26 protein-coding genes are annotated in these 24,636 nt (G+C 68.7%); 14 read left to right on the top strand and 12 right to left on the bottom strand.

The genetic code is table 11. The features are described 5' to 3' along the window. Positions 1–105 precede the first annotated feature (105 nt). The 3 genes from hflK to AZOLI_RS26295 all read left to right on the top strand — a co-directional run bounded on the left by hflK (position 106) and on the right by AZOLI_RS26295 (position 4,168). A complete protein-coding gene (gene hflK, locus AZOLI_RS26305) occupies positions 106–1,365 on the top strand; it encodes an FtsH protease activity modulator HflK (RefSeq protein ID WP_044553208.1) in 1,260 nt (419 codons plus the stop codon). A 13-nt stretch (positions 1,366–1,378) separates the two neighbouring features. Next, positions 1,379–2,332, top strand: coding sequence for a protease modulator HflC (gene hflC, locus AZOLI_RS26300; protein WP_014189692.1), 954 nt, complete (start codon positions 1,379–1,381; stop codon positions 2,330–2,332). A 354-nt stretch (positions 2,333–2,686) separates the two neighbouring features. Next, a complete protein-coding gene (locus tag AZOLI_RS26295; protein ID WP_044553386.1) occupies positions 2,687–4,168 on the top strand; it encodes a Do family serine endopeptidase in 1,482 nt (493 codons plus the stop codon). Between the two features lie 100 nt (positions 4,169–4,268). Here AZOLI_RS26295 and AZOLI_RS32760 read toward each other — a convergent pair whose 3' ends face one another. Next, positions 4,269–4,466 carry a hypothetical protein gene (locus tag AZOLI_RS32760; RefSeq protein ID WP_162488413.1) on the bottom strand — a complete coding sequence of 66 codons (198 nt, stop codon included), beginning with the start codon at positions 4,464–4,466 and terminating at the stop codon, positions 4,269–4,271. 533 nt (positions 4,467–4,999) lie between these two features. Between AZOLI_RS32760 and AZOLI_RS26290 the strand changes: the two genes are divergently transcribed. Continuing rightward, positions 5,000–5,689 (top strand): LuxR C-terminal-related transcriptional regulator, encoded by a 690-nt coding sequence (locus tag AZOLI_RS26290; RefSeq protein WP_014189689.1) that lies wholly within the window; start codon positions 5,000–5,002, stop codon positions 5,687–5,689. A gap of 74 nt (positions 5,690–5,763) precedes the next feature. Here AZOLI_RS26290 and AZOLI_RS26285 read toward each other — a convergent pair whose 3' ends face one another. Continuing rightward, positions 5,764–6,192, bottom strand: a complete 429-nt coding sequence (locus AZOLI_RS26285) for a VOC family protein (protein ID WP_014189688.1) — start codon at positions 6,190–6,192, stop codon at positions 5,764–5,766. 131 nt (positions 6,193–6,323) lie between these two features. Between AZOLI_RS26285 and AZOLI_RS26280 the strand changes: the two genes are divergently transcribed. Beyond that, complete coding sequence (locus AZOLI_RS26280) at positions 6,324–7,208, top strand: LysR substrate-binding domain-containing protein (protein ID WP_014189687.1); 885 nt, start codon at positions 6,324–6,326, stop codon at positions 7,206–7,208. Between the two features lie 4 nt (positions 7,209–7,212). On the opposite strand, the gene pcp is transcribed toward AZOLI_RS26280, so the two are convergent. The 5 genes from pcp to rpoH all read right to left on the bottom strand — a co-directional run bounded on the left by pcp (position 7,213) and on the right by rpoH (position 11,485). Beyond that, on the bottom strand, positions 7,213–7,860 hold the full coding sequence (gene pcp, locus AZOLI_RS26275; protein WP_014189686.1) for a pyroglutamyl-peptidase I: 648 nt from the start codon (positions 7,858–7,860) through the stop codon (positions 7,213–7,215). Positions 7,861–7,874: 14 nt separating this feature from the next. Next, a complete protein-coding gene (locus tag AZOLI_RS26270) occupies positions 7,875–8,732 on the bottom strand; it encodes an urea carboxylase-associated family protein (protein WP_014189685.1) in 858 nt (285 codons plus the stop codon). 27 nt (positions 8,733–8,759) lie between these two features. After that, positions 8,760–10,193 carry a tetratricopeptide repeat protein gene (locus tag AZOLI_RS26265; protein WP_014189684.1) on the bottom strand — a complete coding sequence of 478 codons (1,434 nt, stop codon included), beginning with the start codon at positions 10,191–10,193 and terminating at the stop codon, positions 8,760–8,762. Further along, complete coding sequence (locus AZOLI_RS26260; protein ID WP_014189683.1) at positions 10,190–10,393, bottom strand: hypothetical protein; 204 nt, start codon at positions 10,391–10,393, stop codon at positions 10,190–10,192. Before AZOLI_RS26260 ends, AZOLI_RS26265 begins: the two co-directional genes overlap by 4 nt. 213 nt (positions 10,394–10,606) lie before the next feature. Further along, entirely contained in the window at positions 10,607–11,485 is an 879-nt protein-coding gene (rpoH, locus tag AZOLI_RS26255; protein WP_014189682.1) for an RNA polymerase sigma factor RpoH, read from the bottom strand. A 233-nt stretch (positions 11,486–11,718) separates the two neighbouring features. Between rpoH and AZOLI_RS26250 the strand changes: the two genes are divergently transcribed. Continuing rightward, positions 11,719–12,108 (top strand): NifB/NifX family molybdenum-iron cluster-binding protein, encoded by a 390-nt coding sequence (locus tag AZOLI_RS26250; protein WP_014189681.1) that lies wholly within the window; start codon positions 11,719–11,721, stop codon positions 12,106–12,108. A 17-nt stretch (positions 12,109–12,125) separates the two neighbouring features. On the opposite strand, the gene AZOLI_RS26245 is transcribed toward AZOLI_RS26250, so the two are convergent. After that, positions 12,126–12,830, bottom strand: a complete 705-nt coding sequence (locus tag AZOLI_RS26245) for a sensor histidine kinase (protein WP_014189680.1) — start codon at positions 12,828–12,830, stop codon at positions 12,126–12,128. Positions 12,831–13,074: 244 nt separating this feature from the next. Here AZOLI_RS26245 and AZOLI_RS26240 point away from each other — a divergent pair, with 244 nt between their 5' ends. Together AZOLI_RS26240 and AZOLI_RS26235 are read left to right on the top strand one after the other, a co-directional pair. Further along, positions 13,075–14,112 (top strand): esterase-like activity of phytase family protein, encoded by a 1,038-nt coding sequence (locus AZOLI_RS26240; protein ID WP_014189679.1) that lies wholly within the window; start codon positions 13,075–13,077, stop codon positions 14,110–14,112. A 108-nt stretch (positions 14,113–14,220) separates the two neighbouring features. Further along, positions 14,221–15,150 (top strand): DMT family transporter, encoded by a 930-nt coding sequence (locus AZOLI_RS26235; RefSeq protein ID WP_014189678.1) that lies wholly within the window; start codon positions 14,221–14,223, stop codon positions 15,148–15,150. Positions 15,151–15,168: 18 nt separating this feature from the next. On the opposite strand, the gene AZOLI_RS26230 is transcribed toward AZOLI_RS26235, so the two are convergent. The 3 genes from AZOLI_RS26230 to AZOLI_RS26225 all read right to left on the bottom strand — a co-directional run bounded on the left by AZOLI_RS26230 (position 15,169) and on the right by AZOLI_RS26225 (position 17,519). Next, entirely contained in the window at positions 15,169–16,974 is a 1,806-nt protein-coding gene (locus tag AZOLI_RS26230) for a sensor histidine kinase (protein WP_014189677.1), read from the bottom strand. Positions 16,975–17,099: 125 nt separating this feature from the next. Then, positions 17,100–17,222 carry a hypothetical protein gene (locus AZOLI_RS33690; RefSeq protein WP_014189676.1) on the bottom strand — a complete coding sequence of 41 codons (123 nt, stop codon included), beginning with the start codon at positions 17,220–17,222 and terminating at the stop codon, positions 17,100–17,102. 117 nt (positions 17,223–17,339) lie between these two features. Next, positions 17,340–17,519, bottom strand: a complete 180-nt coding sequence (locus tag AZOLI_RS26225; protein WP_014189675.1) for a DUF3553 domain-containing protein — start codon at positions 17,517–17,519, stop codon at positions 17,340–17,342. A gap of 124 nt (positions 17,520–17,643) precedes the next feature. Between AZOLI_RS26225 and AZOLI_RS26220 the strand changes: the two genes are divergently transcribed. Beyond that, a complete protein-coding gene (locus tag AZOLI_RS26220; RefSeq protein WP_014189674.1) occupies positions 17,644–18,336 on the top strand; it encodes a histidine phosphotransferase family protein in 693 nt (230 codons plus the stop codon). A gap of 6 nt (positions 18,337–18,342) precedes the next feature. On the opposite strand, the gene AZOLI_RS32755 is transcribed toward AZOLI_RS26220, so the two are convergent. Beyond that, positions 18,343–18,516, bottom strand: coding sequence for a hypothetical protein (locus AZOLI_RS32755; protein WP_014189673.1), 174 nt, complete (start codon positions 18,514–18,516; stop codon positions 18,343–18,345). Positions 18,517–18,722: 206 nt separating this feature from the next. Between AZOLI_RS32755 and AZOLI_RS26215 the strand changes: the two genes are divergently transcribed. The 5 genes from AZOLI_RS26215 to AZOLI_RS26195 all read left to right on the top strand — a co-directional run bounded on the left by AZOLI_RS26215 (position 18,723) and on the right by AZOLI_RS26195 (position 24,602). Further along, on the top strand, positions 18,723–21,518 hold the full coding sequence (locus AZOLI_RS26215) for a hybrid sensor histidine kinase/response regulator (RefSeq protein ID WP_014189672.1): 2,796 nt from the start codon (positions 18,723–18,725) through the stop codon (positions 21,516–21,518). After that, positions 21,515–22,015, top strand: coding sequence for a chemotaxis protein CheW (locus AZOLI_RS26210; protein ID WP_014189671.1), 501 nt, complete (start codon positions 21,515–21,517; stop codon positions 22,013–22,015). Before AZOLI_RS26215 ends, AZOLI_RS26210 begins: the two co-directional genes overlap by 4 nt. Before the next feature lie 88 nt (positions 22,016–22,103). Further along, complete coding sequence (locus AZOLI_RS26205; RefSeq protein WP_014189670.1) at positions 22,104–22,469, top strand: response regulator; 366 nt, start codon at positions 22,104–22,106, stop codon at positions 22,467–22,469. Positions 22,470–22,599: 130 nt separating this feature from the next. Further along, positions 22,600–23,766: a protein-glutamate methylesterase/protein-glutamine glutaminase gene (locus AZOLI_RS26200; protein WP_044553204.1), complete on the top strand. Its 1,167-nt coding sequence runs from the start codon at positions 22,600–22,602 to the stop codon at positions 23,764–23,766. Next, the gene (locus tag AZOLI_RS26195) at positions 23,763–24,602 is read left to right on the top strand and encodes a CheR family methyltransferase (protein WP_014189668.1); all 840 of its coding nucleotides are present in this window, start codon (positions 23,763–23,765) and stop codon (positions 24,600–24,602) included. The genes AZOLI_RS26200 and AZOLI_RS26195 overlap by 4 nt, the downstream gene beginning before the upstream one ends. Positions 24,603–24,636 lie beyond the last annotated feature (34 nt).

The following is a 24,636-nucleotide window of genomic DNA, read 5'->3' as shown; positions in this document are numbered from 1 at the left end:
GGGACTATAGGACCGACGGAGGACATCGGTAAAGGGAGGCGCGGGGCCATGCCACTGCGCTTTCACATCATGGGACGAATCACGAAGTAAGGGGGACTCACTGGGATGCCGTGGAACAATCAAGGTGGGGGCGGCGGCGGCGGTCCCTGGGGTCCCCCGCCGGGCAACAACGGCCCGGGCAACCCGTGGGGCCGGCCCCAAGGTGGGGGAAATGGCGGCGGCGGCGGCGGCCCGCAGCCTCCCGACCTTGAGGATCTCCTGCGCCGGAGCCAGGACCGCCTGCGCCGCGCCATGCCCGGCGGCTTCGGCAGCGGGCGCGGCGTGGCTCTGGTCGTGGGCGTGCTCGCGCTGATCTGGCTCGCCAGCGGCATCTACCGCGTCGAGGCGGACGAGCAGGGCGTGGTCCTGCGCTTCGGCGAATGGACGCGCACCGAACAGCCCGGCCTGCGCTATCGCCTGCCGTCGCCGATCGAGACGGTGCTGCTGCCGAAGGTGACGCGCGTCAACCGGATCGAGGTCGGCTACCGCTCCTCCGCGGGCGGTGGGCGCAACGACCGCGACGTGCCGGACGAGTCGCTGATGCTGACCGGCGACGAGAACATCATCGACATCGATTTCACGGTGTTCTGGGTCATCAAGGACGCCGGCAACTTCCTGTTCAAGATCCGCGAGCCGGAAGTGACGGTGAAGAAGGCCGCCGAGAGCGCCATGCGCGAGGTCATCGGCCGCACCGACCTGCAGCCCGCCCTGACCGAGGCCCGCCAGCAGATCGAAACCTCGACCCGCCAACTCCTCCAGACCATGCTGGACGAATATCAGGCGGGCATCGAGATCACCCAGGTCCAGCTGCAGAAGGCCGATCCGCCGCAGCCGGTCATCGACGCCTTCAACGACGTGCAGCGCGCCCGCGCCGACCGCGAACGCGCCCGCAACGAGGCGGAAGCCTACCGCAACGACATCATCCCGCGCGCCCGCGGCGAGGCGGAACGTCTGGTGCAGGAGGCGTCGGCCTATCGCGAGCAGGTGGTCAGCCTGGCGCAGGGTGACGCCGAGCGCTTCCGCAAGGTCTACGAGGCCTATGCGCTGAACAAGGACGTCACCGCCCGGCGCATGTATCTGGAGACGATGGAGGAGATCTTCCGCGGCCGGAACAAGATCATCGTGGACGGGTCGGCGCAGAACGTCGTGCCCTACCTGCCGCTGAACCAGCTGGCCCCGAACGCCACGCCGGTTCCGCAGCAGGCGCCTCGCCAGGCTCCGCCGGCCAGTTCCGGCGGCAACCAGGGCGGGCCGCGGCCCGGCACGCAGACGCAGCCCCAGCCGCTGTCGTCGCTGCCGCAGACCCAGCAACTGTCCGGCCAGTGAGGAGGATCGCATCATGAACCGCACCCTCGCCATCGCCGGCATCGGCATCGTCGCCCTCGGCATCGTCGCCTCGTCGTCCCTGTTCACCGTCAACGAGGCCCAGCAGGCGCTGGTCCTGCAGTTCGGCGAACCGCGCCGGATGATCCAGGAGCCCGGCCTGCAGGCCAAGATCCCCTTCATCCAGGAGGTCCGGCTCCTCGACCGCCGCGTGCTCGACCTCGATCCGCCGGTGGAGCAGGTCATCCTGGCCGACCAGAAGCGCCTGGACGTCGACGCCTTCGCCCGCTACCGCATCCAGGACCCGCTGCGCTTCTACCAGACCGCCGGGACCGAGGCGGTGGCGGAGACGCGCCTGAACTCCATCGTCAACTCGGCGCTGCGCCGCGTGCTCGGCAACGTCACGGTCCTGTCGGTCCTGTCGGACGAGCGCGCCCGCATCATGACCGATATCAAGTCGCAGGTGAACGACGAGGCCAAGCGCTTCGGCATCGAGATCGTCGACGTCCGCATCCGCCGCGCCGACCTGCCGGAGGAGACCAGCCAGTCGATCTTCGCCCGCATGCGCTCCGAACGCGAACGCGAGGCGTCCGAGGCGCGCGCCCAGGGCCAGGAGCAGTCGCAGCAGATCAAGTCGCGCGCCGAACGCGAACGCACGGTCATCATCGCCGAGGCCCAGCGCGACGCGCAGATCCTGCGAGGCGAAGGCGACAACACCGCGCTGAAGCTGATCGCCGAGGCGACGTCGCAGGACCCCGGCTTCTACGGCTTCTACCGCTCGCTGGAGGCATACCGGAAGTCGCTGAACGGCAACGACACCACCATGGTGCTGTCGCCGAACGGCGAGTTCTTCCGCTACTTCAGCGGCCCGGGGCCGCAGGCGGGAGGCGGCCCGGCCGCCGCGCAGGCGGCTCCCCAAGCGGCTCCTCAGGCGGCTCCGCCTGCCGCTGCCGCCGCTCCGGCGCAGTAAGGCCGAAGGTCCGCAGACGACGCAGCAAGCGGCCGGGTTGGGGGTTTCCCCGATCCGGCCGTTGCTTTGCCGGCCTCGAGGGGCGCGGCAGCCGTGGGAGGAAATCGGCGGGCCTGTGATTTCCGCTGGTGCCGACTGGACCGGCACGCCATCTTGCGGCCATACTCTTGGACCAACACATATATGGCCCAGAACTGGGCGGCCGCTCCCGTCCATGGAACCGGCCGGACGTCTGGTAGGGAGACCACGTTGATTCGTATACCCAAATTCGAACCCGCCGCGCGGGGTGCCGTGGCCGGGGCCCGGCCGCGTAAGGCGGGCGTCCGGCCGCTGGTCGCCGCCATCGTCTGGGGCATGACGTCGGTCATCGGCGGCGGCGCCGTCATCGGCGCCTTCGCCGGCGCCGCACCGGCCCAGGCCCAGGCGGCGACGCCCAACCGCAACGCGCCCGGCAGCTTCGCCGATCTGGCGGAAAAGCTGCTGCCGGCGGTCGTCAACATCTCCACCAGCCAGAGCGCGCCGCAGCGTCCGCAGGGGCCGCGGCCGGAGATCCCGCAATTCCCGCCGGGCTCGCCCTTCGAGGATTTCTTCCGGGACTTCTTCGACCGTCAGCAGCAGCAGGACCAGCCGCAGCGCAAGGCGACCTCGCTGGGCTCCGGCTTCGTCATCGACGCCAAGAACGGCTATGTGGTCACCAACAACCACGTCGTTCAGGACGCCGACGAGATCACCGTCATCCTGCAGGACGACACCAACATCAAGGCGGAGCTGGTCGGCAAGGACAGCAAGACCGACCTTGCGCTGCTGAAGATCAAGACCAGCCACCCGCTGGTCGCCGTGCCCTTCGGCGACAGCGACGCCATGCGCGTCGGCGATTGGGTGCTGGCGATCGGCAACCCGTTCGGCCTGGGCGGTTCGGTCACCGCCGGCATCATCTCTGCGCGCCAGCGCAACATCGATGCCGGTCCCTATGACGACTTCCTGCAGACCGACGCCTCGATCAACCGCGGCAATTCCGGCGGCCCGATGTTCAACCTGAACGGCGAGGTCATCGGCATCAACACCGCGATCTTCTCGCCGTCGGGCGGGTCGGTCGGCATCGGCTTCGCCATTCCGTCCAACCTGGCCAAGCAGGTGGTGGCGCAGCTGAAGGAATTCGGCAAGACCCGCCGCGGCTGGCTGGGCGTGCGCATCCAGGCGGTGACGCCGGAAATCGCCGAGAGCCTCGGCCTGCCCGGCCACAAGGGTGCGCTGGTCGCCTCCGTCACCCCTGACGGCCCGGCCGCCAAGGCCGGCATCCAGGCCGGCGACGTGGTGACGAAGTTCGACGGCAAAGAGATCGACGAGATGCGGCGCCTGCCGCGCGTCGTCGCCGAAACCTCCATCGACCGGGCCGTCCCGGTCGAGGTCTGGCGCAAGGGCAAGGCGCAGACCGTGCAGGTCAAGGTCGGCGAACTGGAAGCCGCGGAGGAGCAGGGCCTGCTCGCCGCCAACCCGGACGAGAAGCAGCAGCCGAAGGACAAGGCCCCGGCCCAGAAGCCGACGGAATCGCTCGGCATGAAGCTGACCGTCATCACCCCGGAACTGCGCCAGCAGTTCGAGATCAAGCCCGACCTGAAGGGCGTGGTCATCACCGAGGTTGCCGGAAGCTCCACCGCCGCCGAGAAGGGTCTGCGCGCCGGCGACGTCATCCTAGAAGTCGGGCAGGAAGAGGTCCGCAAGCCGGAGGACGTCACCGCCAAGGTCCAGAAGGCCAAGGAGCAGAGCAAGAAGTCCGTCCTGCTCCTGGTCGACCGCAAGGGCGACCTGCGCTTCGTGGCGATCCCGCTCAGCTGATCCGGCTGCGGGCGAAGATCAGGGGCGCCGGCGGGAAACCGCCGGCGCCCTTTTCCTTTGCACGGGGTCGACTGTGTCCGGGGGCGCGCGCCGCCTGCGTCTATGGCCTGTCCAGCATCATCGCCACGGCGACCGTGCCGGCCAGCAGGGCGCAGAGGATGGCGACGATGGCGAGGCTGCGCAGGAACTGGCGGAACTCCCCCTGTTTCCAGGCGCTGCGCCCCAGAAGTGCCAGATAGCCCGCCACCGCGGCGGCGATGATCTGCCAGCCCATTCCAGTTCCGACCTTGCTCAACATCGTCTTCGGCCCATCCCCGCCATCGGGGCGGCGGCATGGAAAAGCGCATGCCTGACCGGGCAGGGTCAAGCCGTACGACGATGGCGGGATTGTTCCCTATATCGAATGGAGGGGGCCTCCCTTCGGGTCATCCGTCGGCATCACCACGGCAGAGGCCATGACTTCAACTTCGTGTGAGAAAACTGCGGCATGGATCGCTTATGAGGCGCAGCCAGACGCAAATAAGTGGTGGTTAACGGAACAGTTAACGCCTTCGAACACTGCAATGTTCGCTGCTGTGATATCTTTGGATCCGGAAATCTTGGAGAGGCTTTGCGCATATGCCCAATGCGTTCTTCTTTTAACTCCGGAGAGTGGTACCGTAGGACGCGACACGGGGGTAACCTCCCCCTAAATAACGGCCTGCCGAAGCTGCCGAGGGGTAATCGGTCAGTCGCCAATGCGTCGGGATCTTCCTTCGTGCAGCGGCCACCACCGGCCACACCATCGGCCATCACCTGATGATGCTCGGTTCAAAATTGCGGGAGCGGACAATGGACACAGTGCGCGCTTTTCTTATCGACTCGAATAAGCTGTTTCGCGAGGGGCTGAAGCGCCTCCTTGACGATTCGCCCTTCCAGATCCTGGCCGAGGCGGGAAACCTGCGCGAGGCGCTGGGGTCGGTCGAGAACGGCCTGAAGCCGCAGCTCCTTCTCCTCGACCTGCAGAATGGCGGTGACGAGGAAGCGGAAGGGATGCGCCGCCTGCGCGCCCTGCTGCCGGACACCCGCATGGTCATCCTGACCAGCGATCTCTGCACCCGCCGCCTCGCCAACGCGCTGGAGGCCGGTGCCGACGGCTATCTGATGAAGGATCTGTCGTCCGACGCGCTCGCCCAGTCGCTGAAGCTGGTGATGATGGGCGAGAAGGTGTTCCCGACCCATCTGGCGGCTCTGCTGATCTCCGGCCGCGTCAACGGCAACGGCACCGAGATGCCGGTGTCGCGCAAGGGCCTGTCGCAGCGCGAGGTGCAGATCCTGCGCTGCCTGCTGAACGGCGACAGCAACAAGATGATCGCCAACCACCTGAACATCACGGAAGCCACCGTGAAGGTTCACCTGAAGAGCCTGCTGCGCAAGATCAACGCATCGAACCGCACCCAGGCCGCCATCTGGGCGCTGAACAACGGCATCGGCGGCGAGCTGGCCGGGGCCGGCGCGGTCGCGGCCGCGGCGAACCAGTAACCCGCCTGTCCATTGCGCTCACCTGACCCTCCCCCGCCATCCCGGGGGAGGGTTCTTCCCGTTTGCTTTGCCCTTTACTTCGCGAACAGCTGCGACATGTCGGCGAAGGCCTTGAACTCCAGCGCGTTGCCGGCGGGGTCGAGGAAGAACATGGTGGATTGTTCGCCCACCTGCCCCTTGAAGCGGGTGTAGGGCTCGATCACGAACGTCACCCCGGCGGCCTTCAGCTTTTCGGCCAGCGCGTCCCAATCGGCGGGCTGCAGCACGACGCCGAAATGCGGCACCGGCACGTCGTGGCCGTCCACCGGATTGCGGTGGGCCGGGGCGGCGTTGGGGTCGCGCGGCTTCAGATGGGCGACGATCTGGTGTCCGAACAGGTCGAAGTCGATCCACTCGTCGCTGCTGCGCCCCTCCGGGCAACCGAGCACGGTGCCGTAGAAATGGCGGGCGGCGGCCAGATCGTCGACCGGGAAGGCGATGTGGAAGGGCGTCAGCGTCGTCATTGGGGGCGTGGCCTTTCGGGACCGTTTGGCACTTGGCTGTTGGTGTCCCCAGCAGACCCGATCCCTCCGGACTTGACAAACGAGTTCTCGGGCGGAGATTTATGAGTTCAACTCATGAGTCGGTTCGCCCTATGCCAGACCGCGTCCTGCCGTCGCTCAACGCCGTCCGCAGCTTCGTCGCGGTGGCCCGCCATCTCAGCTTCACCAAGGCGGCCGACGAACTGGCGGTGACCCAGGGCGCCGTCAGCCGCATGATGCAGACCCTGCAGGCCGATCTGGGCGTGGAGCTGATCCGGCGCGTCGGCCGCGGCATCGAATTGACGCCGACCGGGGCCGCCTTCTATGGCGAGGCGTCGGCGGCGCTCGACCGCATCGCGGCGGCGGCCAGGGCGGCCCGCGCGCAGGATGGCGGGGTTCTGCGGGTCAGCGCGCTGCCCACCCTGACCCAGCGCTGGCTGATCCCGCGGCTGAAGCGCTTCCAGGCGGAAAATCCCGACATCCAGGTCGAGGTCGGCATCGGCGAGCATCGCGTCGATTTCGCCAAGGAGCGCATCGACGTCGCCATCCGCTATGGCGTGGAGGACTGGCCGGGGGCGGAGATGGCGACGCTGATGCCGGAGACGATGGGCGTCTTCTGCGCGCCGTCGCTGCTGGAGCAGGGGCCGCCGCTGCGCCGACCGGCCGATCTGGCGCAGCACCGGCTGCTGCAGCACACCACCCGACCCGATTCCTGGCGCGTCTATCTCTCCGCCTTCGGACTGACCCTGCCGGAGGCAGCGCTCTCGCTGGCCTTCGAGCATTTCTTCATGATCATCGAAGCGGCGTCGGCCGGCATGGGGGTGGCACTGCTGCCGGTCTTCCTGGTGGGCGACGACGTGGCGTCGGGCCGGCTGGTCCAGCCGATGCCGGAGACCCTGCGCCCGCGCGGCTGCTACCTGATCGCCCACGCGCCGGGAGCCGAGCGGGCGCGCCGCGTCCGCCGCTTCAAGGAGTGGCTGCTGACCGAGGTGGGGTAGGGCGCTATTCCAGCGTTCCCGCCGGCTCGTGCCGGTCCTCCGCCGTCGTCAGGATGGTCTCCACCGCGATGCGCAGGCCGGCGACCACCTGCTCTATCGCCATCGATGGAACGCCGGGGTGGCGCACCGCCTGCTCGGGGGCCAGCGGGATGTGCAGGAAGCCGACGCGCAGGGCCGGGCGCCGCACCGCCCGCAGATGGCAGGCGCCGTAGAACAGATGGTTGCAAACGAAGCTGCCGGCGCTGTGCGACAGGCCGGCGGGAATGCCGGCGTCGCGCAGGGCGGCGGCGATGGCCTTCACCGGCAGGCTGGCGAAATAGGCGGCCGGGCCGCCCGCCACCACAGGCGCGTCGACCGGCCGGTTGCCGGCAGTGTCGGGAATGCGGGCGTCGTCCAGGTTGACGGCCACCCGTTCCAGCGACAACTCCGCCCGGCTCTGCGCCTGCCCGACGGCGAGCAGGGCCACCGGGTCGGTTTCTGCCACCGCACGGTCGAGCGCGTCGAGCGACGCGCCGAAGACGCAGGGCATCAGGCGGGCGGCGACACGGTGGCCACGGCACTCCCAGCCGTCGAGCCGCCGCACCGCTTCCCAGGACGGGTTGACCGCCTCGCCGCCGAAAGGCTCGAACCCGGTGAGCAGGATCGTCGGCATCGAGCCCCCTCAGGTCAGGCCGGGTCTTTCTCCCAGGACGGCGTCGGCAGCGTCATGCCGTGGTTGCCGCGATAGGCCGCGACCTCCGGCGACGACCAGCCTTCCAGCAAAGCCGGGTCCAGCCGGTAGACCTCGACGCCCAGCGGGCGGCAGACCTCCAGCGGGTCGCGGGCGTCCGGTCCCCACAGCGGCACGCTGAGGTCGCCGCCGGGGCAGGTCGACAGGGCGCAGAGCAGGTCGATCTCGGCGAAGAATTCCAGGAAGTCGCCCTTCTTGGCCGGGCAGGCCTTCATGAAATACTTGTCCTCGGCGTTCAGCCCGGTGACCTGGAAGACGTTCAGCACGTCATGCACGTCGAACTCGGTCAGGCCGTAGGGGGCGACGGCGCGGGTCAGGTTGGAATGGCAGTGGTGGTGGAAATCCTCGCCCGTCAGCATGCGGTTGACGTAGGGATCGCAACGCGTGCCCAGCAGGTCGTGGACCCGGCCGCCATACTCGTCGATGCCGTAATCCGCCAGCGTGTCATGGGTGATCGTTGCCAGCGGCCGCAGATAGGGCAGCGTCGACCACAGCCGGTCGAAATTGCTGACATGCGCCTGCTGGAGCTGCCGCGTGCGCGAGGCCCAGAAGCATTCGCGCGGGTTGTGACGGTTCCAGATGTTCAGGTCGGCGACCTGCGGCCCCTCGACGGTGACGATGCGGAAGACATGGCCCGCCGGCACCGTCCAGGCGCGGCCGGAGCGGATCGGCACCACGAAACTGTCCACCAGTTCCCGCCCATCGGTCTGCGACCCGATGCGCCCGTAGAACGCGCGGTCGACGTCGAGCGCAGATCCTTTGCTGGCCTGATAGGCGGCGGGATAGCTGGGCATCCTGGTCTCCTCGGCGGTTCCCCGGCGTCAGGCCGGACGGCGATCATGGCGAGAGAGCCGCACCGCGTGCAACAGCTCTTCGCGCACCCGCTCCACCGCCGGCGCCCAATCGCCGGGGCGGTCCTGCCGGAACAGCCGCAGGGTCGGATACCAGGGGCTGTCGTCGCGGTCGAGCTGCCAGCGCCAGCAGCCGCTGAAGCGCGACAGCACCCACACCGGCACGCCCAAGGCTCCGGCGAGATGGACGACGGCGGTGTCCACCCCGATCACGAGGTCGAGCTGCCGGACGATGGCCGCGGTGTCGGCGAAGTCGGTGACTTCCGCCATCGGATCGAAGATGGCCGCGCCGTTGACCTGTCCAAGCTGCGCCGCCGCCGGCCCTTTCTGCAGACTGACCCAGGACACGCCCTCCACCGCCAGCAGCGGGGCGAGCCGGGCGAGGGGCAGGCTGCGGCGGGAATCGGTGCGGCTGGCGGCGGCATGGCCCAGCCGCGGGTCGCCGGCCCAGACCAGACCGGCCCTCAACCCTCCCGTTGCCGGCAAGGTTCCGGCCCAATGGGCGACCGCCTCCTGCGGTGGGCGCAGATAGGGCGCGGTTGCCTGAATGCGGTCCGGCGCCACCCCCAGCCGCTGCATCAGCGACATCAGCGGAACCCAGAAATCATAGCTGTCCGGCTGGGGCAGGGCTGTCACCACCGCATCGACGCCCTCCATCCCCGCCAGCAGCCGGGCCAGCGGCGCCCGGCATCGCACCACCACCCGCCGCGCGCCGCGTGCCTTCACCAGCGGGATCAGGCGGATGAATTGCAGGGTATCGCCGAACCCCTGCTCTTCCACCACCAGCAGGGTCTTGCCGGCGATGTCCTGTGCGGTCCATTCGGGTTTGGGGCAGGCGGGCCGGGTCAGGGCCAGCTCCTGCGCCTGCCAGCGCGCCTCGTAGGCCAGCCAGCCCTCCGCGAACCGGCCGTGAAGCAGCAGTGCCTCCGCCAGATTGTAGCGCACGCTGGGCATTGCCGGGGCAAGGGTGGCGGCACGTTGCAGCAGCGTCAGGGCGCGGGCATGGTCGCCGCAGTCCTGGTGGGCATTGGCCATCGCCAGATAGCCGGTGTAGAGGCCGGGCGACAGCGCGCCCGCCCGACTGCAGGCGTCGAGCGCCGCCAGGGGATGGCCGTTCTCCTGCAGGATCGCGCCGATGTTGGCATAGGCCTCCGCCAGATCGGGGCGGCGCAGCACCGCCTCGATGCAGGACGCCACCGCCTCGTCGGGCCGGCCGAGCCGGCGCAGCGCCGCCCCACGGTTGGCATAGGCGTGCGCAGCCCGCGCGGGCTCCAGCCGCGGATCGCCCAGCAGCCTGTCATAGACCGCGACCGCCTGCGCCCAGCGCCCGGTGCGGTGCAGGCGCAGGGCCGTTGCCATGGCATCCTCAGGGGCGGTGTCGTCCGGGGCGGCGGGTGCGCTCATCTGCGCATGACCCCAAGCCCGCTCAGGATGTGGGGCGGGATGCTGCCATGGTCGGCGATGATGTTGGCGTCGTCGGCGGACAGGCCGAGATGGACCAGCCGGTTGATCACCTGCCAGCGGCTGATCTTGTTGCCCTCATACAGGGTCAGGGCGTCCTTGATGATCTCGATCTTCGAGGTCCGCGAAATGGTCGTCGACATGGCCGCCTCCGCAATGGCCGGCGGAGACCGCCGGCGTCGATGGAGGGGTTACACGGCGCCGTCCCGGAATCCTGGCGCAGGATATCCTGGCGCAGGATATCCCGGCGCACGTTCCACCGGACACGCAGTCAGGCCGAAAGCCGCCGCCTCGTTGCCGAGGGGCGGTTTCCTGCAAGAGGAGGTCATGGCTTTCGAGGGGCGCACCGGCCCCGTTCAGGCCACGGCGGCGGCCAGGACGCGAGTTTGGCGGGCGACCTTTTCGAAGGCGCGTTCCTCGATCTGGCGGATGCGCTCGCGGCTGACGCCGTAGCGGACCGACAGGTCTTCCAGGGTCAGCGGGCTGTCCGACAGGCGGCGGCTGGTCAGGATGTCGCGCTCTCGGTCGTTCAGCACGCTCATCGCCTGGTGCAGCAGGGCGCTGCGTTGGCGGGCCTCGCCGCGCTCGACCAGCGACTCCTCCACCGACGGACGCTCGTCGGCCAGCAGATCCTGCCATTCGGCCGAATCGCCATCGGCGCTCATCGGGGCATTGAGCGAAGCCATCGGCGCCGACAGGCGGCGGTTCATGGCGACGACGTCGTCTTCCGGCACCGACAGGTCGGTGGCGATGCGGGTCACGCTGTCGGGCTGCAGGTCGCCGCTGCCGTACTCGCCCAGCTTCCGCTTCAGGCGGCCGAGGCTGAAGAACAGCTTCTTCTGCGCTGCGGTGGTGCCGATCTTCACGAGGCTCCAGGACCGCAGGATGTAATCCTGGATCGAGGCCTTGATCCACCACATCGCGTAGGTGGACAGGCGGAAGCCGCGTTCCGGCTCGAATTTCTTGACGGCGGTCATCAGGCCGAGATTGCCCTCGGCGATCAGGTCGGACAGCGGCAGGCCGTAGCCGCGATAGCCGCCGGCGATCTTGACGACGAGACGGAGATGGCTGGTCACCAGCTTGTGCGCCGCATCGACGTCGCCATGCTCGGTCCAGGCCTTGGCCAGCATGTATTCGTCCTCGGCCGTCAGGACCGGGTAACGGTGCGTGTCGTTGATGTAGCGGGACAGCGATTCGCCGGAATCGGGCGAACGGAGGGCGATGGCGGTGCTCATGTCACATCCTCGTGCAAAGCGATATGACCGGTGCAGGACTCCCAAAACGGCGAGCCCAGGCCTCTCCGGCGGAGCAGGCAGGCATATAGTACAAAATCGGTGCTGAAAGTCAAGCAAGGCGGTCGGGTATCGGGCCGGGCGCGCCCGCCGATTGACCTCCCTCAGTGCGCGGCAAGCGGAAGCGTGGCAGGACCGAGCGGTCGCCGGGCACCATCGCAAGGGAACCGCATGCCATGAAGATCGCCGTCGGCACCAAGGATTTCGAGACCATCGCCACCCATGGCGGCCGCACCCGCCGCTTCCTGGTCTATGAGGCGGAGGCCGGGGCCGACCCGGTCGAGACCGGCCGGATCGAACTGGCGGAGGAGGAGGTCCTGCATCTCTGCGGCGACGGCCGGCCGCACCCGATCGACGCGGTGCGGGTGGTCGTCACCGGATCGTCCGGCGCCGGATTCGTCGCGCACATGAAGCGCCGCGGCATCGAACCGGTGACGACGACGGAAACCGATCCGGTCCGCGCCATCCGCGGCTGGTTCGCCGGCACGCTGCAACCGGCACCCGAGCCGGAACACCCGCATGAGCATCACGACGGCCACCATCACGGCGACGGGCACCGCCACTGAGGCGGTGGGAGACCAACTCAGACCGGGAAGCTGACGCTGGCGGTCGTGCCGGCGGCGTCGCTGTCGGTGGACAGCGTGTCGCCCAGCTGGCCGGCCAGCGCCTCGGCCAGCATCAGGCCGTCCTCGGCGGTGGTGTCGAAGCCGGCGGGCAGGGCGCGGCCGTTGTCCTCCACCGTCAGGCGGGCGCGGCCGCTGTCGCCCTGCTGGCGCGCGGTGATGCGGATCCAGCCGTCGTCGGGGAAGGCGTGGTGCAGGCAGCTGGTCACCAACTCCGCAATGATCAGGCCGAGCGGCATCGCCTCGTACAGGCCGATCTGGATCGGGTCGGAGTCCACCGTCACCGGCACGCGGGACAGAGCGCCCGGCGTGCCTTCGCGCACCGCCTCGCACAGGGCGGTGACATAGCGGCCGAGGTCGACATGGGTGCCGGCACCGCTCTCATGCAGCTGGCGATAGAGGATCGCCAGCGCCTCGATGCGCACCATGGTCTGTTCGTAGGCGGCGCGGGCGTCGGGGTCGCGGATGCGGCCGGCCTGCAGCTTCAGCAGGCTGATCACCAACTGCAGGCTGTTCTTGGCGCGATGCTGGAGTTCCCGAAGCTCGGCTTCCAGCTCCTGGATGCGCGCCGTCAGCCGGTCGGCCGGGGACGCCCCCGACGCGACACCGTCGCCCGGCTGGTCCGGAGGAGAATAGGCGGCCTGGGACCGCGGGAGCATCGGCATGGGGACGGACTCGGCTCGGTCATCGGCAGGTAAGCATCGTCGAAAACAGTCGTCAATCTAAGCGCTTGTCCGGCAGGCCCCACCGGTTCTGAGGGAGTAACCCGCCGCGCCTAACCGTTAAGACCGAAGCATCGTGACGGCCGTTCCGCAACCGGCCGGTCCCGGATGGGCATGCGGATGGGAGCGGGCGGGGCCTGCCGAAAGATAGGTTGTATCCCTCGGTTGCACTGGCAAGAGTGGCGGCATGACGATGCGAAAGATGATGGTGTGGGGCCTGCTGCTGACGGCCCTGTCGGGCGGCTGCGCCGCTGTGGTCGGGGCCGCCGGCGGCTCCGCCGGCGCTGAAATCGTCACCGCCAGGGAGGTGCCGCTCGACCGCGGCCGGCCGGAGAAGGCGGCGGTCGGGCCGCTGCGATTCCTGGGCGGCCTTGAGATCGCCGGGGGGGATCGGGTCGGCGGCCTGTCCGGCCTGTGGGTCGACCCGGCCGGCGAGCGCTTCGTCGCCGTCGGCGACACCGGGCTGGTGGTGGACGGCCGGCTGCGGACCGACGCCGCAGGGCGCCTGGCCGGGGTCGCCGAGGTCGGCGCCCGCCCGCTGCCGGTGGAGGAGGGGGTTTCCCGCCGCAAGCACCGCACCGATGGGGAGGATCTGACGCGTCTGGCCGACGGCAGCTGGCTGGTCTTGCTGGAGCGCGACCACCGCATCCTGCGCTATTCCGCCGGCGACCATGGACCGGAAGGCACGCCAACGCCGATCCCCTTGCCGCCGGAGGCGAAGGACGGCCCGGAGAATGGCGGGCTGGAGGCGCTGACCCGTCTTCCCGACGGCCGGCTTCTGGTCCTGGAGGAGGGTGGGGACGACGGCCGGCAGGAGCGCCGCGCCTGGATCTCGGGTATGGGCTCGCCGAAGGAGGCCGTGCCGCGCAGTGCGGCGGACTGGCAGCCTCTCACCTACCGCGCGGCACCCCGCTATCGGCCGACCGGCGTCGCCCCGCTGCCCGACGGCGGCGTTCTGGTGCTGGAACGGCGGGTGTCGCTGCTGGGCGGCTGGTCGTCGCGTCTGGTCCGGGTGGCGCCGCAACAGCTGAGGGCCGGCGCCGTCGTCGCGGGGGAGGAACTCGCCCGGCTGGAATCGCCCCTGGTGAACGACAATTTCGAAGGCATCGCCACGCGCCCAGGACCGGCGGGCGAAACGCTGGTCTACCTGCTCTCCGACAACAATTTCAGCTCGCTCCAGCGCACCTACCTGCTGCAGTTCGTTTTGGACGGGCCGTCCTCCTGACCCGCCATCCCTGTCCGACCAAAGTCGGACGGGGCGAAGCCGGCTGCGGGTTTGACAGCGCGGCAGCCTTCCGGCTAGCTGCCCCAGGTGTTTGCAGAGGAAACAATCATGGTGGCGAGCGATAAGCTGGGGGCGGGGCGGGCCGCCGCCGCACCGGCGGTTCCGGCGGCGATCCCCGGGCTGAGGCAGGCGGCGCTGTTGACCCTGCTGGCGATGCTGGCCTTCGCCGCCAACTCCATCCTGTGCCGGCTGGCGCTGAGCCAGACCGCCATCGACCCGGCCGGCTTCACCCTGGTGCGGATCGTCTCCGGCGCCGCCAGCCTGTGGCTGATCGCCCGCGCGACCGGGCATGCGAAGCCCGGAGCGGGAAGCTGGCGTGGCGCGGCGGCGCTGCTGGCCTATGCGGCGGCCTTCTCCTTCGCCTATCTGACCATGACCGCGGGAACCGGGGCGCTTCTGCTGTTCGGGGCGGTGCAGGCCACCATGATCCTGGTCGGGCTGTACCGCGGCGAACGGCTGGTGCCGCTGCAGTGGGGAGGCCTGGCTCTGGCGCTCTGCGGGCTTGCGCTGCTGCTGGCGCCGGGCCTGTCGGCCCCCGACCCGCTGGGGGCGCTGCTGATGGCGGCGGCCGGTGCGGCCTGGGGCGTCTATTCGCTGCTGGGGCGGGCCAGCCGCGATCCCATCGCCACCACCGCCGGCAATTTCCTGCGCGCCGTTCCGATGGCGGCGGCGCTGGCCCTGCTGTCGGCGCTGGCCGGGCCGTTCACCGGCGGCGGGCTGCGCTGGGATGCGGGCGGGCTGCTCTATGCAATCCTGTCGGGAGCGCTGGCGTCGGGGGTGGGCTATGCGATCTGGTACGCCGCGCTGCCGGCCCTGACCGCCGCCCGTGCCGCTTCCGTCCAGTTGAGCGTCCCGGTCATCACCGCGCTGGCCGCGGTGCTGGCGCTGGGCGAGCGGATCACGCCGACGCTGGCGGTCTCCTCCGTCGCGGTGCTGGGTGGCATCGCGCTGGTGATCGTCGGAAAGCGGCGGGCCTGAAGCCCTCCCGCCGGCCCTTCACACGGGGACCGTCTGCGTCCGTTCCAGCGCCATGAGCTCGGCGGGTCGGCTGCGCAGGCGCCCCGGCGGGAACAGCACGGTGGCGGCGGTGCCGCGCCCCAGCATGCTGGTGAGCACGAACCGCCCGTCCTGCATCTCCACCAGCGACTTGACCAGCGGCAGCCCCAGCCCGGTCCCGGCATAGCGCCGGGTGTGGGAGTTGTCGACCTGATGGAAAGGCTCCATCACCTGCTCCAGCTCGGCGGCGGGAATGCCGATGCCGGTGTCGGTGACCCGCAGGCGCAGGCTGCGCGCCGCCCGATCCGCCTCCACCGCGATCCGGCCACCCGGCGGCGTGAACTTCACGGCGTTGGACAGCAGGTTCAACAGGATCTGCCGCACCGCGCGGGCGTCGGCGTACAGGATGGGCAGGGGATCGTCCAGCATCGCCGTCAGGGTCACGCCCTTTTCGAGCGCCAGCGGCTCCATCTGGCGCAGGCACTCGCCGATCAGGTCCTCCACCGCCAGTTCTTCCTGATGCAGGACGTATTTGCCCGATTCGATCTTGGTGGTGTCGAGGATGTCGTTGATCAGGCTCAGCAGATGCTGGCCGGAGCGGCGGATGTCGCCGACATATTCGGTCTGCTTGGGCGTCATCACGCCGAAGATGCCGCTTTCCAGCGCCTCCGCGAAGCCGATGACCGCGTTCAGCGGGGTGCGCAGCTCGTGGCTCATGTTCGCCAGGAACTGCGTCTTGGCCCGGTTGGCGGCGTCGGAGACCTGTTTGGCGGCGATCAGTTCCGCCTCGATCCGGTGGCGGGCGGCGATGTCCTGGATCAGCCTTTGCTGGCTGTCGCGCAGCGCCCGCTCGCTGCCCTGCAGGTCGGCCATCGCCCGTTCGCGCCGCCCCGCCTCGCGCAGCAGGGCCAGCATCATCAGCCCGAGCACCAGCGTGCCGGCGAGGCCGGCGGCGGACAGCATGACGGCCTTGGACCGCCAGGGGGCCAGCACCATGTCGCGCGAGGACGACACCGTCACCACCAGCGGCATCTCGGCCGAGGCGCGGTAGCTGAGGATGCGCCGCGGCCCGTCGGCCGGGCTGTCCAGCAGTTCGGTGCCGGCCGGCGCCTCCTTCAGCAGCCGGGCGAACAGCGGCAGATGGCGGGCCGAGCGGCCGATATGGGTATCGTGGTCGGGGAAGCGGGCCATCACCGGCCCGTCCGCATGGTAGAGCGTCACCACCGCGTCGCCTGGAAGCGCCAGCGTCCGGTAGAAGCCGCGGAAGGCCGTCGGCTCCAGCACCGCGACCACCACGCCGGCGAATCGCCCGTCGGGCGCGTTCAGCCGCCGACTCATGCCGATGAACCAGGTGCCGGAGGTGCGGCCCCGCACCGGATTGCCGACGAACACCCCGTCAGCCCCGCCGGCAACCAGCCCGTCGCGGTGGGCCATCAGGTAATCGCGGTCCGACAGGTCGAGGGTGGCAGGGGTCAGCGTCTGGGTATCGTGAACCAGACTGCCGTCGGCGGCGACCACCAGCATGGCACGGATCAGCGGCGACTGGCTGGCCTGACGGCGCAGCAGGGCGTGTACGTCGGCATCGCCCCGCTCCCAGCGGTCGCCGCGGACGGCCAGAACCTCCGCCGCGCCGGCGAGGATTTTCGACACGCCGGAAAAGCTGTCGGTCGCATGGCGCTCCAGCACCAGCGCCATCGCCCCGTTCTCTTCCCGCGCGCGGGCGATGGTCTCGGTGCGCTCATGCAGAAGGTCGAAGCCGATCATGGCATTGAAGCCGACGATCAGCGCCAAACCGAAGGCGCCCATTCCCCCTTTGAGACGCGAGATCAACCGACGGCCCGCCGTGTCCGGTCATGGATCGACCGATGCTACACCGCGAGCCGCGGCGCCGGAAGTCGCCTTTTCGTAGAAAATTGGGTGGCGCCGCTCTCTTAAAGCCGGACGGTGGAGCTGGAGAAACGCTCTGCGGTGGAATGGCCGAGGGAGTTCAGCGCCACGGCGGCACCCAGTGCGATCACCGCGGCGGCGGCAAAGCCGAGGATCATGGCCTTCATCTCGTGTCTCCCATCTTCTGGCTAAGGCATGTTCGTATTCGGTGCATAAAAGCAAAGCGGCCCCGAAGGCGCAATCCGCGCTTTCCCGGAATCGGGGTATCGAAGTCGCGGCCGGTGTCAGATCTCGTCGGGATCGACCACCGAGAGCGAGATCACGTCGCTGTCGATCAGCACCTTGCCCGCATGCTCGAAATTCACGGTGATGCGGTTGCGGATGGCCGACTGCACCTGCCCCAGCCCCCAGTCGGGCCGGTCCGGGTGGCGCACCCAGGCGCCGGGCACCAGCGAATCGTCCATGTCGCGTCCCATCCGTCAGTCTAATGTACATAGGAAATGCGACCGCCTGTGCGGCGGCGCCCCGAGAGTATAGAATCGCCGGCACCGCGCCGTCGCCGCTCCTTTTTCCACCGGAGACCGTCTCGTGACCGAATCGCCTTCCCACCCCGTCAGCGTCGACATCCGCGTCCTGGAACTGCTGGCGTCGAAGCTGTGCCACGATCTGGTCAGCCCGGTCGGCGCCATCCGCAACGGGCTGGAACTGATCGAGGAGATGCAGGAGGACGAGGAGGGCGGCGGGGCCGGTGGGTTTGCCGGCGGCTTCCTGGGCGAGGCGGTGAAGCTGATCGACCATTCCTCCGGTCAGGCGGACCGCCGGCTGCGGGTTTTCCGGCTGGCCTATGGGGTGGCCGGGCGCGACCAGAAGGGATTCGGCGATGCCCGCAACGCCGCCGCCGGCTATGTCGAGGGCGGCCGCACCCGGCTGGACTGGCCGGAACGGGTGCCGCACGACATGACGGCCCAGCGCCGCGGCGTGGTGAAGCTGGTGCTGAACCTCATCCTGCTGGCGGACGAGGCGCTGACCCATGGCGGCCTCGTCTCCGTCGCGGCCGACGGCGACGAAACGGCCGGCCGCATCGCCGTGACCGCCGCCGGCCGCCCCGGCACCCTGAACGCGGATGCCGCCGCGGCCCTGGCCGGCACGGCGACGCCCGAGGCGCTGACGCCCCGCACCGTCCACGCCTATCTGGCCGGACGGCTGGCGGAGAGCGACGGCTTCCGCATCGCCGTCGCCACCGAAAGCAGCGAGCGGCTGGTCTTCACCGCGGAGTGGTGAGGTTCTCTACAGCTGTTTGAAGATGCGCGTTTCCACCACGACCTGCTCCACCCCGCCGGTGGTCTGGTGGGCCGTGGTGCGCAGCGTGACGGCCAGATTCTGGCGTGCGGCCTCAGCCAGCGCGGAGTTCAGCTTTTCCACGGCGGTGCGCACGGATTGGGCGAGTTCGGCGTCGGTCATCGATCCTCCTTGTGACAATCGGTCCCTTGATCCTATCGGTGGAAGCTTCCGGAAGACTCCCTATCGGAAGAGGTAAGGTTCTCTTAATCAGTGTTTGACAGGCTCCCGCCCTACCTGGACTGGAGCGCAACCGGCGGCCTTTCGATGCTGCCCGTTCGAGCCGCAGGCCGGTGCGGACCATAAACATTGGGCCTGGGGAATGCGACATGGATGATCTGCTGTCCGAATTTCTGACGGAGACCAACGAAAACCTCTCGGTGCTCGACGTCGAGTTGGTCCGGTTGGAGCAGAATCCCAACAATCCGGAACTGCTGTCGAACATCTTCCGCCTCGTTCACACCATCAAGGGAACCTGCGGCTTTCTCGGCCTGCCCCGCCTGGAAAAGGTGGCGCACGCGTCGGAGAACGTGCTGGGCAAGTTCCGTGACGGCGAGCTGACGATCAATCCGGAAGCGGTTTCGCTGATCCTGCAGGCTCTGGACACCATCAAGAGCCTGCTGGCGGTTCTGGAGGCGACCGAGGCGGAACCGCCCGGCGACGACCTGCCGCTGATCGAACGGCTGAACCTGTGCGCCGAGGGCAAGCTGGGCGGGCCATCTCCGGCCGCCGCCGCTCCGCCGCCGCCCCCGCCGCCGCCGACCGCCCCTGCGGTCGCCGCTGCGGAAGAACGGCCGGTGACGCTGGACGAGCTGGAAGCGTTGTGGAACTCCACCCCCGGTCCGAACGACGCGCCCGCCGCCGCCGCCCCGGCGGCCAGCACGGCGGTCGCCACCCGCGCGCCCGAGCCGGCCGAGGAGCCGGCCCCGTCGCAGGACCTCGTCGTTCCCGAGGCCGAGCCGGCCGCCGCCAAGGTGCCGGCGCCGGTCGTCCCCGTTTCCGCCGGTTCGGCCGGCGGCAATGCGGGCGGTGCCGATGCTGGCGCGGAGGCTGCGACCAAGGAATCGGCGGTCGCCGCGCAGACCATCCGCGTCAACGTGGATCTGCTCGAAAACCTGATGACCATGGTCTCGGAGCTGGTGCTGACCCGCAACCAGCTGCTGCAGATCCTGCGGTCGCAGAAGGAGAGCGAGTTCGCCGCCCCGCTGCAGCGCCTGAACCATGTGACGTCGGAGCTGCAGGAAGGCGTCATGAAGACGCGCATGCAGCCCATCGGCAACGCCTGGGCCAAGTTGCCGCGCCTGGTGCGCGATCTGGCGCATGAACTGAACAAGAAGATCGACCTCCAGATGCTCGGCGCCGACACCGAGCTGGACCGCCAGGTGCTGGAGCTGATCAAGGACCCGCTGACCCACATGGTGCGCAACAGCGCCGACCATGGCCTGGAGATCCCGGCGGAGCGCCTGAAGGCCGGCAAGTCGGAGACCGGCCGCATCACGCTGAACGCCTATCACGAAGGCGGCCACATCATCATCGAGATCCAGGACGACGGTAAGGGCCTTGCCATCGACCGGATCAAGCAGAAGGCGATCCAGAACGGGATGGCGTCGGAGATCGAGCTGGCCTCGATGACCGACCAGCAGATCATCCAGTTCATCATGAAGCCGGGCTTCTCCACCGCCGCCAAGGTCACCAACGTGTCGGGCCGCGGCGTCGGCATGGACGTGGTGAAGACCAACATCGAGAAGATCGGCGGCACCATCGAGATCAAGTCGGCCCAGGGCAAGGGGTCGACCTTCGTCATCAAGATCCCGCTGACGCTGGCCATCGTCTCCGCCCTGATCGTGGAGTGTGCGGGCGAGCGCTTCGCCATCCCGCAGATCAGCGTGGTCGAGCTGGTGCGCGCAGCATCCGACAGCGAGCACACCATCGAGCGCCTGAAGGGCACGCCGGTGCTGCGCCTGCGAAACCGCCTGCTGCCGCTGGTTTCGCTTCAGCAGCTGCTGCGGCTGGACGACAGCGAGGATGCCAAGAAGCCGGCGGACGAGACTTTCATCGTCGTCACCCAGGTCGGCACCTACACCTTCGGCATCATGGTCGACCGCGTGTTCGACACCGAGGAAATCGTGGTGAAGCCGGTGGCGCCGATCCTGCGCCACATCGAGATGTTCTCGGGCAACACCATCCTGGGCGACGGCTCGGTCATCATGATCCTGGACCCCAACGGCATCGCGTCGGCCACCGGCGAGATGGCGATGGGCGAGGCCGCCGGCAAGGAGACCACCGCGGTCCAGACCCAGCGCCAGGAGGACAAGATGGCGCTCCTGCTGTTCCGCGCCGGCGAGGGCGCGCCCAAGGCGGTGCCGCTGTCGCTGGTCGCCCGCCTGGAGGACGTCGATCTCGCCACGGTCGAGATGTCGAACGGCCTGCCGGTGGTCCAGTACCGCGGCAAGCTGATGCCTCTGGTGCCGATCGATCCGAACTTCATGCTGGGCAAGGAAGGCCGCCAGCCGGTCCTGGTCTTCGCCGACGGCGACCGCTCGATGGGCCTGATCGTCGACGAGATCGTCGACATCGTGGAGGAGAAGCTGAACGTCCAGCTGGCCGCGGAGCGTCCGGGCCTGATGGGCTCGGCCATCATCGCCGGCAAGGCGACCGAGGTGATCGACGCCGGCTTCTTCCTGACCCAGGCCTACAAGGACTGGTTCGGCTCCTCCACCCAGGAGGGGTTCGAGGAGGAGAAGCTGCAGCGCGTACTGCTGGTGGACGACAGCCCCTTCTTCCGCAACCTGCTGACGCCGCTGCTGTCGGTCGCCGGCTACGACGTGACGGCGGTGGAGAATGCCGGCGACGCGCTGGCGCTCTGCGAGGCGGGCGAGGACTTCGACGTCATCGTCTCCGACATCGAGATGCCGGGCATGAGCGGCTTCGACTTCGCCGAGGCGGTGCGTCACGGCAGCCGTTGGCAGCGTGTGCCGATGGTGGCGCTGTCCAGCCACGCCAGTGCCCGCGATCTCGACCGCGGCCGGATCGCCGGCTTCAACGACTATGTCGCCAAGTTCGACCGTGACGCGCTGCTCTTCGCGCTGCAGCAGACGCTGACCGAACAGAAAGGTGCCGCATGAGCAACGCCAAGCTGCCGTCCACCGTCCGGAAGTCGAAGGGCGACGATCTCGTCGTATCCGGCAACCAGGACTTTGTGACCATGACGATCGCCGACCAGATGTTCGGCATCCCGGTCCTTCAGGTGCAGGACGTGCTGGGCCATCAGCGGATCACCCGTATCCCGCTGGCCCCGCCCGAGGTCGCCGGATCGCTCAATCTGCGCGGCCGCATCGTCACCGCCATCGACGTCCGCCTGCGGCTCGGCCTGACCGGCCGGCCGAAGGACAAGCCCGGCATGTCGATCGTCGTCGATCTGAGGGGCGAGCTCTACAGCCTGATGGTCGATTCGGTCGGCGAGGTGCTGAGCCTGACCAAGGAGGACTTCGAACGGAACCCGGCGACGCTGGATCCGCGCTGGCGCGAGGTATCGACCGGAATTTATAGGCTGAACGGCCAGTTGATGGTTGTGCTGGACGTCCCTCGTCTGCTCAACTTCACAACCATCGAGACGGCCTGACGGCTTTCGGCGCCTTCCCCGGGGGAGGGCGCCGTTCCGGCCGGCCGGCTTTTCCGCCGACGAACAGATGACCTGAGGCCCTGCCGCAATGAAATCCTGCCTGGTGGTCGACGACAGCCGCGTGGTCCGCAAGGTCGCACGCAAGATCCTGGAAGAGCTGAACTTCACCTGCACCGAGGCGGAGGACGGCAAACAGGCGATGGAGGCCTGCGCGGCGCAGATGCCCGATGCCATCCTGCTGGACTGGAACATGCCGGTGATGACCGGCATCGAGTTCCTGCGCCGGCTGCGCAAGATGAGCGGGGGCGAGCAGCCCAAGGTGGTCTTCTGCACCACCGAGAACGACCTCGCCCACATCCAGGAGGCGCTGTCCGCCGGAGCCAACGAATACATCATGAAGCCGTTCGACAGCGACATCATCCAGACCAAGTTCGCGCAAGTCGGCCTGCTGTGATCCCTGCCGCGCTCTCCCGCCGTGACGGCATGTCTTGACCGGGATGGAGTGCAACCGGATGGTTGGCAGCCTATCCGGGTTCGGGAACCCGCCGCGTTGAACCAGTCGAGTTGAAAGGCGAATCGCCGATATGTCGGACAGTTTTGGCAGAGGCCCCCTCACCACCGCGCGACCGGCCAATCCGGATCCCGTCCGGGTCATGGTGGTGGACGACTCGGCCGTCATCCGCGGCCTGCTGACCCGCGCGCTGGAAGGAGACCCTGACATCCGCGTCGTCACCTCGGTGGGCGACGGCCAGATGGCGGTCAATTCGCTGCAGCGCAACTCGATCGACGTCATCGTTCTGGACATCGAGATGCCGGTGATGGACGGGCTGACCGCCATCCCGAAGCTGCTGGCGGTGGCGCCGCAGGTGAAGATCATCATGGCCTCCACGCTGACGCTGCGCGGGGCCGACGTGTCGATCCGCTGCCTGTCGGCGGGTGCCGCCGACTACATCCCGAAGCCGACCTCAACCCGCGAGATCGGCGGGGCGGAGGACTTCAAGCGCGAGCTGGTCGCCAAGGTCAAGGCGCTGGGTGCCGCGGCCAGGCGCGCCGGGTCGCGCTCGCGCGGTGAAATCCGCCCGCTGACCCCGGCGGCTCCGGTCGGGCTGCTGAAGCGCGAGGTCGGGCCGATCGTCACCCGCCCGGCCCCGGCCGGCACCATGGCGGTGAAGCCGGACGTGATTGCCATCGGCAGCTCCACCGGCGGTCCGCAGGCGCTGTTCGAGGTGCTGTCGCACCTGAAGGCCGGCGTCAGCCAGCCGATCCTGATCACCCAGCACATGCCGGCGACCTTCACCACCATCCTGGCCGAGCATATCACCCGCCAATGCGGGATCGATGCGCGCGAGGCCAAGGACGGCGAGCCGATCGTCCAGAACCGCTGCTACATCGCGCCCGGCGACTTCCACATGCTGGTGGCGCAGCGCGGCGGGGCCAACGTAATCACGCTCAGCAAGGATCCGCCTGAGAATTTCTGCCGCCCGGCCGTCGATCCGATGATGCGGTCGATCCTGAAGGCCTTCGGCGGCCGCAAGATCCTGGCCTGCATCCTGACCGGCATGGGGCAGGACGGGCTGAAGGGCTGCACCGACGTCGTCAACGGCGGCGGCATGCTGATCGCCCAGGACGAGGCGTCGAGCGTGGTCTGGGGCATGCCGGGTGCCGTGGCGCAAGCCGGCATCTGCAGCGCCATCCTGCCGCTCAAGGAAATCGGTCCCCACATCCGCAAGCTCGCTTCGAGGGCAGCATGAGAGTCGAAGATTTCGACATGTTCTCCACGCTGCTCAAGCAGCGTTCCGGCCTGGTCCTCACCCGCGACAAGGCCTACCTGCTCGAATCCCGGCTGATGCCGGTGGCGCGCAAGTGGAACATGAAGGGCCTGGAGGAGCTGGCGACCACCGTCCGCACCCGCAAGGACGAGGCGCTGCTGCGCGACATCACGGAAGCGATGACGACCAACGAGTCGTCCTTCTTCCGCGACCAGAAGCCCTTCGACCAGTTCAAGCAGCTGGTGCTGCCGAAGCTGATGGAGGCGCGGGCGGCCAAGCGCAGTCTGCGCATCTGGTCGGCCGCCTGTTCGTCGGGGCAGGAAGCCTATTCGCTGTCGATGCTCCTGAACGACGACGCGGCGAAGCTGGCGGGCTGGCGCATCGAGATCGTCGGCACCGACATCTCGGCCGAAATGGTGGAGCGGGCGAAGTCCGGCATCTACACCCAGTTCGAGGTGCAGCGCGGCCTTCCCATCACCATGCTGGTGAAGCATTTCAAGCAGAACGGCGACAAGTGGCAGATCAGCCAGCAGCTGCGCCAGATGGTGTCGTTCCGCGAATGGAACCTGCTGGGCGATCTGTCGGCGCTGGGCCAGTTCGACATCGTCTTCTGCCGCAACGTGCTGATCTATTTCGACCAGCCGACGAAGGCGAAGGTTCTGGAGGCCATCTCGCGCCAGATGCCGCAGGACGGCGTTCTGTATCTGGGTGGTGCGGAAACGGTGCTGGGCATCACCGACAAGTTCAAGCCGGTGGAAGGCCAGCGCGGCCTGTACAGCCTGGGCGGCTTCTCCGCCGCCGGCGCCAGGGTGGCGTGAGGGCCCGTTGGGGAGCGACGGGGGCGGGAGAGCC

Origin of the sequence: Azospirillum lipoferum 4B (assembly GCF_000283655.1) — a bacterium.
Classification (GTDB): domain Bacteria; phylum Pseudomonadota; class Alphaproteobacteria; order Azospirillales; family Azospirillaceae; genus Azospirillum; species Azospirillum lipoferum_C.
Note: the sequence above shows the minus strand (reverse complement) of the source record. Positions and strands in the feature narration are given on the sequence as shown.

What these genes read in the sequence shown, in the direction of transcription:
- hflK (WP_044553208.1), top strand. Translation starts at nt 106, where the DNA reads ATGCCGTGGAACAATCAAGGTGGGGGCGGCGGCGGCGGTCCCTGGGGT.
- hflC (WP_014189692.1), top strand. Translation starts at nt 1,379, where the DNA reads ATGAACCGCACCCTCGCCATCGCCGGCATCGGCATCGTCGCCCTCGGC.
- AZOLI_RS26295 (WP_044553386.1), top strand. Translation starts at nt 2,687, where the DNA reads ATGACGTCGGTCATCGGCGGCGGCGCCGTCATCGGCGCCTTCGCCGGC.
- AZOLI_RS32760 (WP_162488413.1), bottom strand. Translation starts at nt 4,466, where the DNA reads ATGTTGAGCAAGGTCGGAACTGGAATGGGCTGGCAGATCATCGCCGCC.
- AZOLI_RS26290 (WP_014189689.1), top strand. Translation starts at nt 5,000, where the DNA reads ATGGACACAGTGCGCGCTTTTCTTATCGACTCGAATAAGCTGTTTCGC.
- AZOLI_RS26285 (WP_014189688.1), bottom strand. Translation starts at nt 6,192, where the DNA reads ATGACGACGCTGACGCCCTTCCACATCGCCTTCCCGGTCGACGATCTG.
- AZOLI_RS26280 (WP_014189687.1), top strand. Translation starts at nt 6,324, where the DNA reads ATGCCAGACCGCGTCCTGCCGTCGCTCAACGCCGTCCGCAGCTTCGTC.
- pcp (WP_014189686.1), bottom strand. Translation starts at nt 7,860, where the DNA reads ATGCCGACGATCCTGCTCACCGGGTTCGAGCCTTTCGGCGGCGAGGCG.
- AZOLI_RS26270 (WP_014189685.1), bottom strand. Translation starts at nt 8,732, where the DNA reads ATGCCCAGCTATCCCGCCGCCTATCAGGCCAGCAAAGGATCTGCGCTC.
- AZOLI_RS26265 (WP_014189684.1), bottom strand. Translation starts at nt 10,193, where the DNA reads ATGAGCGCACCCGCCGCCCCGGACGACACCGCCCCTGAGGATGCCATG.
- AZOLI_RS26260 (WP_014189683.1), bottom strand. Translation starts at nt 10,393, where the DNA reads ATGTCGACGACCATTTCGCGGACCTCGAAGATCGAGATCATCAAGGAC.
- rpoH (WP_014189682.1), bottom strand. Translation starts at nt 11,485, where the DNA reads ATGAGCACCGCCATCGCCCTCCGTTCGCCCGATTCCGGCGAATCGCTG.
- AZOLI_RS26250 (WP_014189681.1), top strand. Translation starts at nt 11,719, where the DNA reads ATGAAGATCGCCGTCGGCACCAAGGATTTCGAGACCATCGCCACCCAT.
- AZOLI_RS26245 (WP_014189680.1), bottom strand. Translation starts at nt 12,830, where the DNA reads ATGCCGATGCTCCCGCGGTCCCAGGCCGCCTATTCTCCTCCGGACCAG.
- AZOLI_RS26240 (WP_014189679.1), top strand. Translation starts at nt 13,075, where the DNA reads ATGACGATGCGAAAGATGATGGTGTGGGGCCTGCTGCTGACGGCCCTG.
- AZOLI_RS26235 (WP_014189678.1), top strand. Translation starts at nt 14,221, where the DNA reads ATGGTGGCGAGCGATAAGCTGGGGGCGGGGCGGGCCGCCGCCGCACCG.
- AZOLI_RS26230 (WP_014189677.1), bottom strand. Translation starts at nt 16,974, where the DNA reads ATGGGCGCCTTCGGTTTGGCGCTGATCGTCGGCTTCAATGCCATGATC.
- AZOLI_RS33690 (WP_014189676.1), bottom strand. Translation starts at nt 17,222, where the DNA reads ATGAAGGCCATGATCCTCGGCTTTGCCGCCGCCGCGGTGATCGCACTG.
- AZOLI_RS26225 (WP_014189675.1), bottom strand. Translation starts at nt 17,519, where the DNA reads ATGGACGATTCGCTGGTGCCCGGCGCCTGGGTGCGCCACCCGGACCGG.
- AZOLI_RS32755 (WP_014189673.1), bottom strand. Translation starts at nt 18,516, where the DNA reads ATGACCGACGCCGAACTCGCCCAATCCGTGCGCACCGCCGTGGAAAAG.
- AZOLI_RS26215 (WP_014189672.1), top strand. Translation starts at nt 18,723, where the DNA reads ATGGATGATCTGCTGTCCGAATTTCTGACGGAGACCAACGAAAACCTC.
- AZOLI_RS26210 (WP_014189671.1), top strand. Translation starts at nt 21,515, where the DNA reads ATGAGCAACGCCAAGCTGCCGTCCACCGTCCGGAAGTCGAAGGGCGAC.
- AZOLI_RS26205 (WP_014189670.1), top strand. Translation starts at nt 22,104, where the DNA reads ATGAAATCCTGCCTGGTGGTCGACGACAGCCGCGTGGTCCGCAAGGTC.
- AZOLI_RS26200 (WP_044553204.1), top strand. Translation starts at nt 22,600, where the DNA reads ATGTCGGACAGTTTTGGCAGAGGCCCCCTCACCACCGCGCGACCGGCC.
- AZOLI_RS26195 (WP_014189668.1), top strand. Translation starts at nt 23,763, where the DNA reads ATGAGAGTCGAAGATTTCGACATGTTCTCCACGCTGCTCAAGCAGCGT.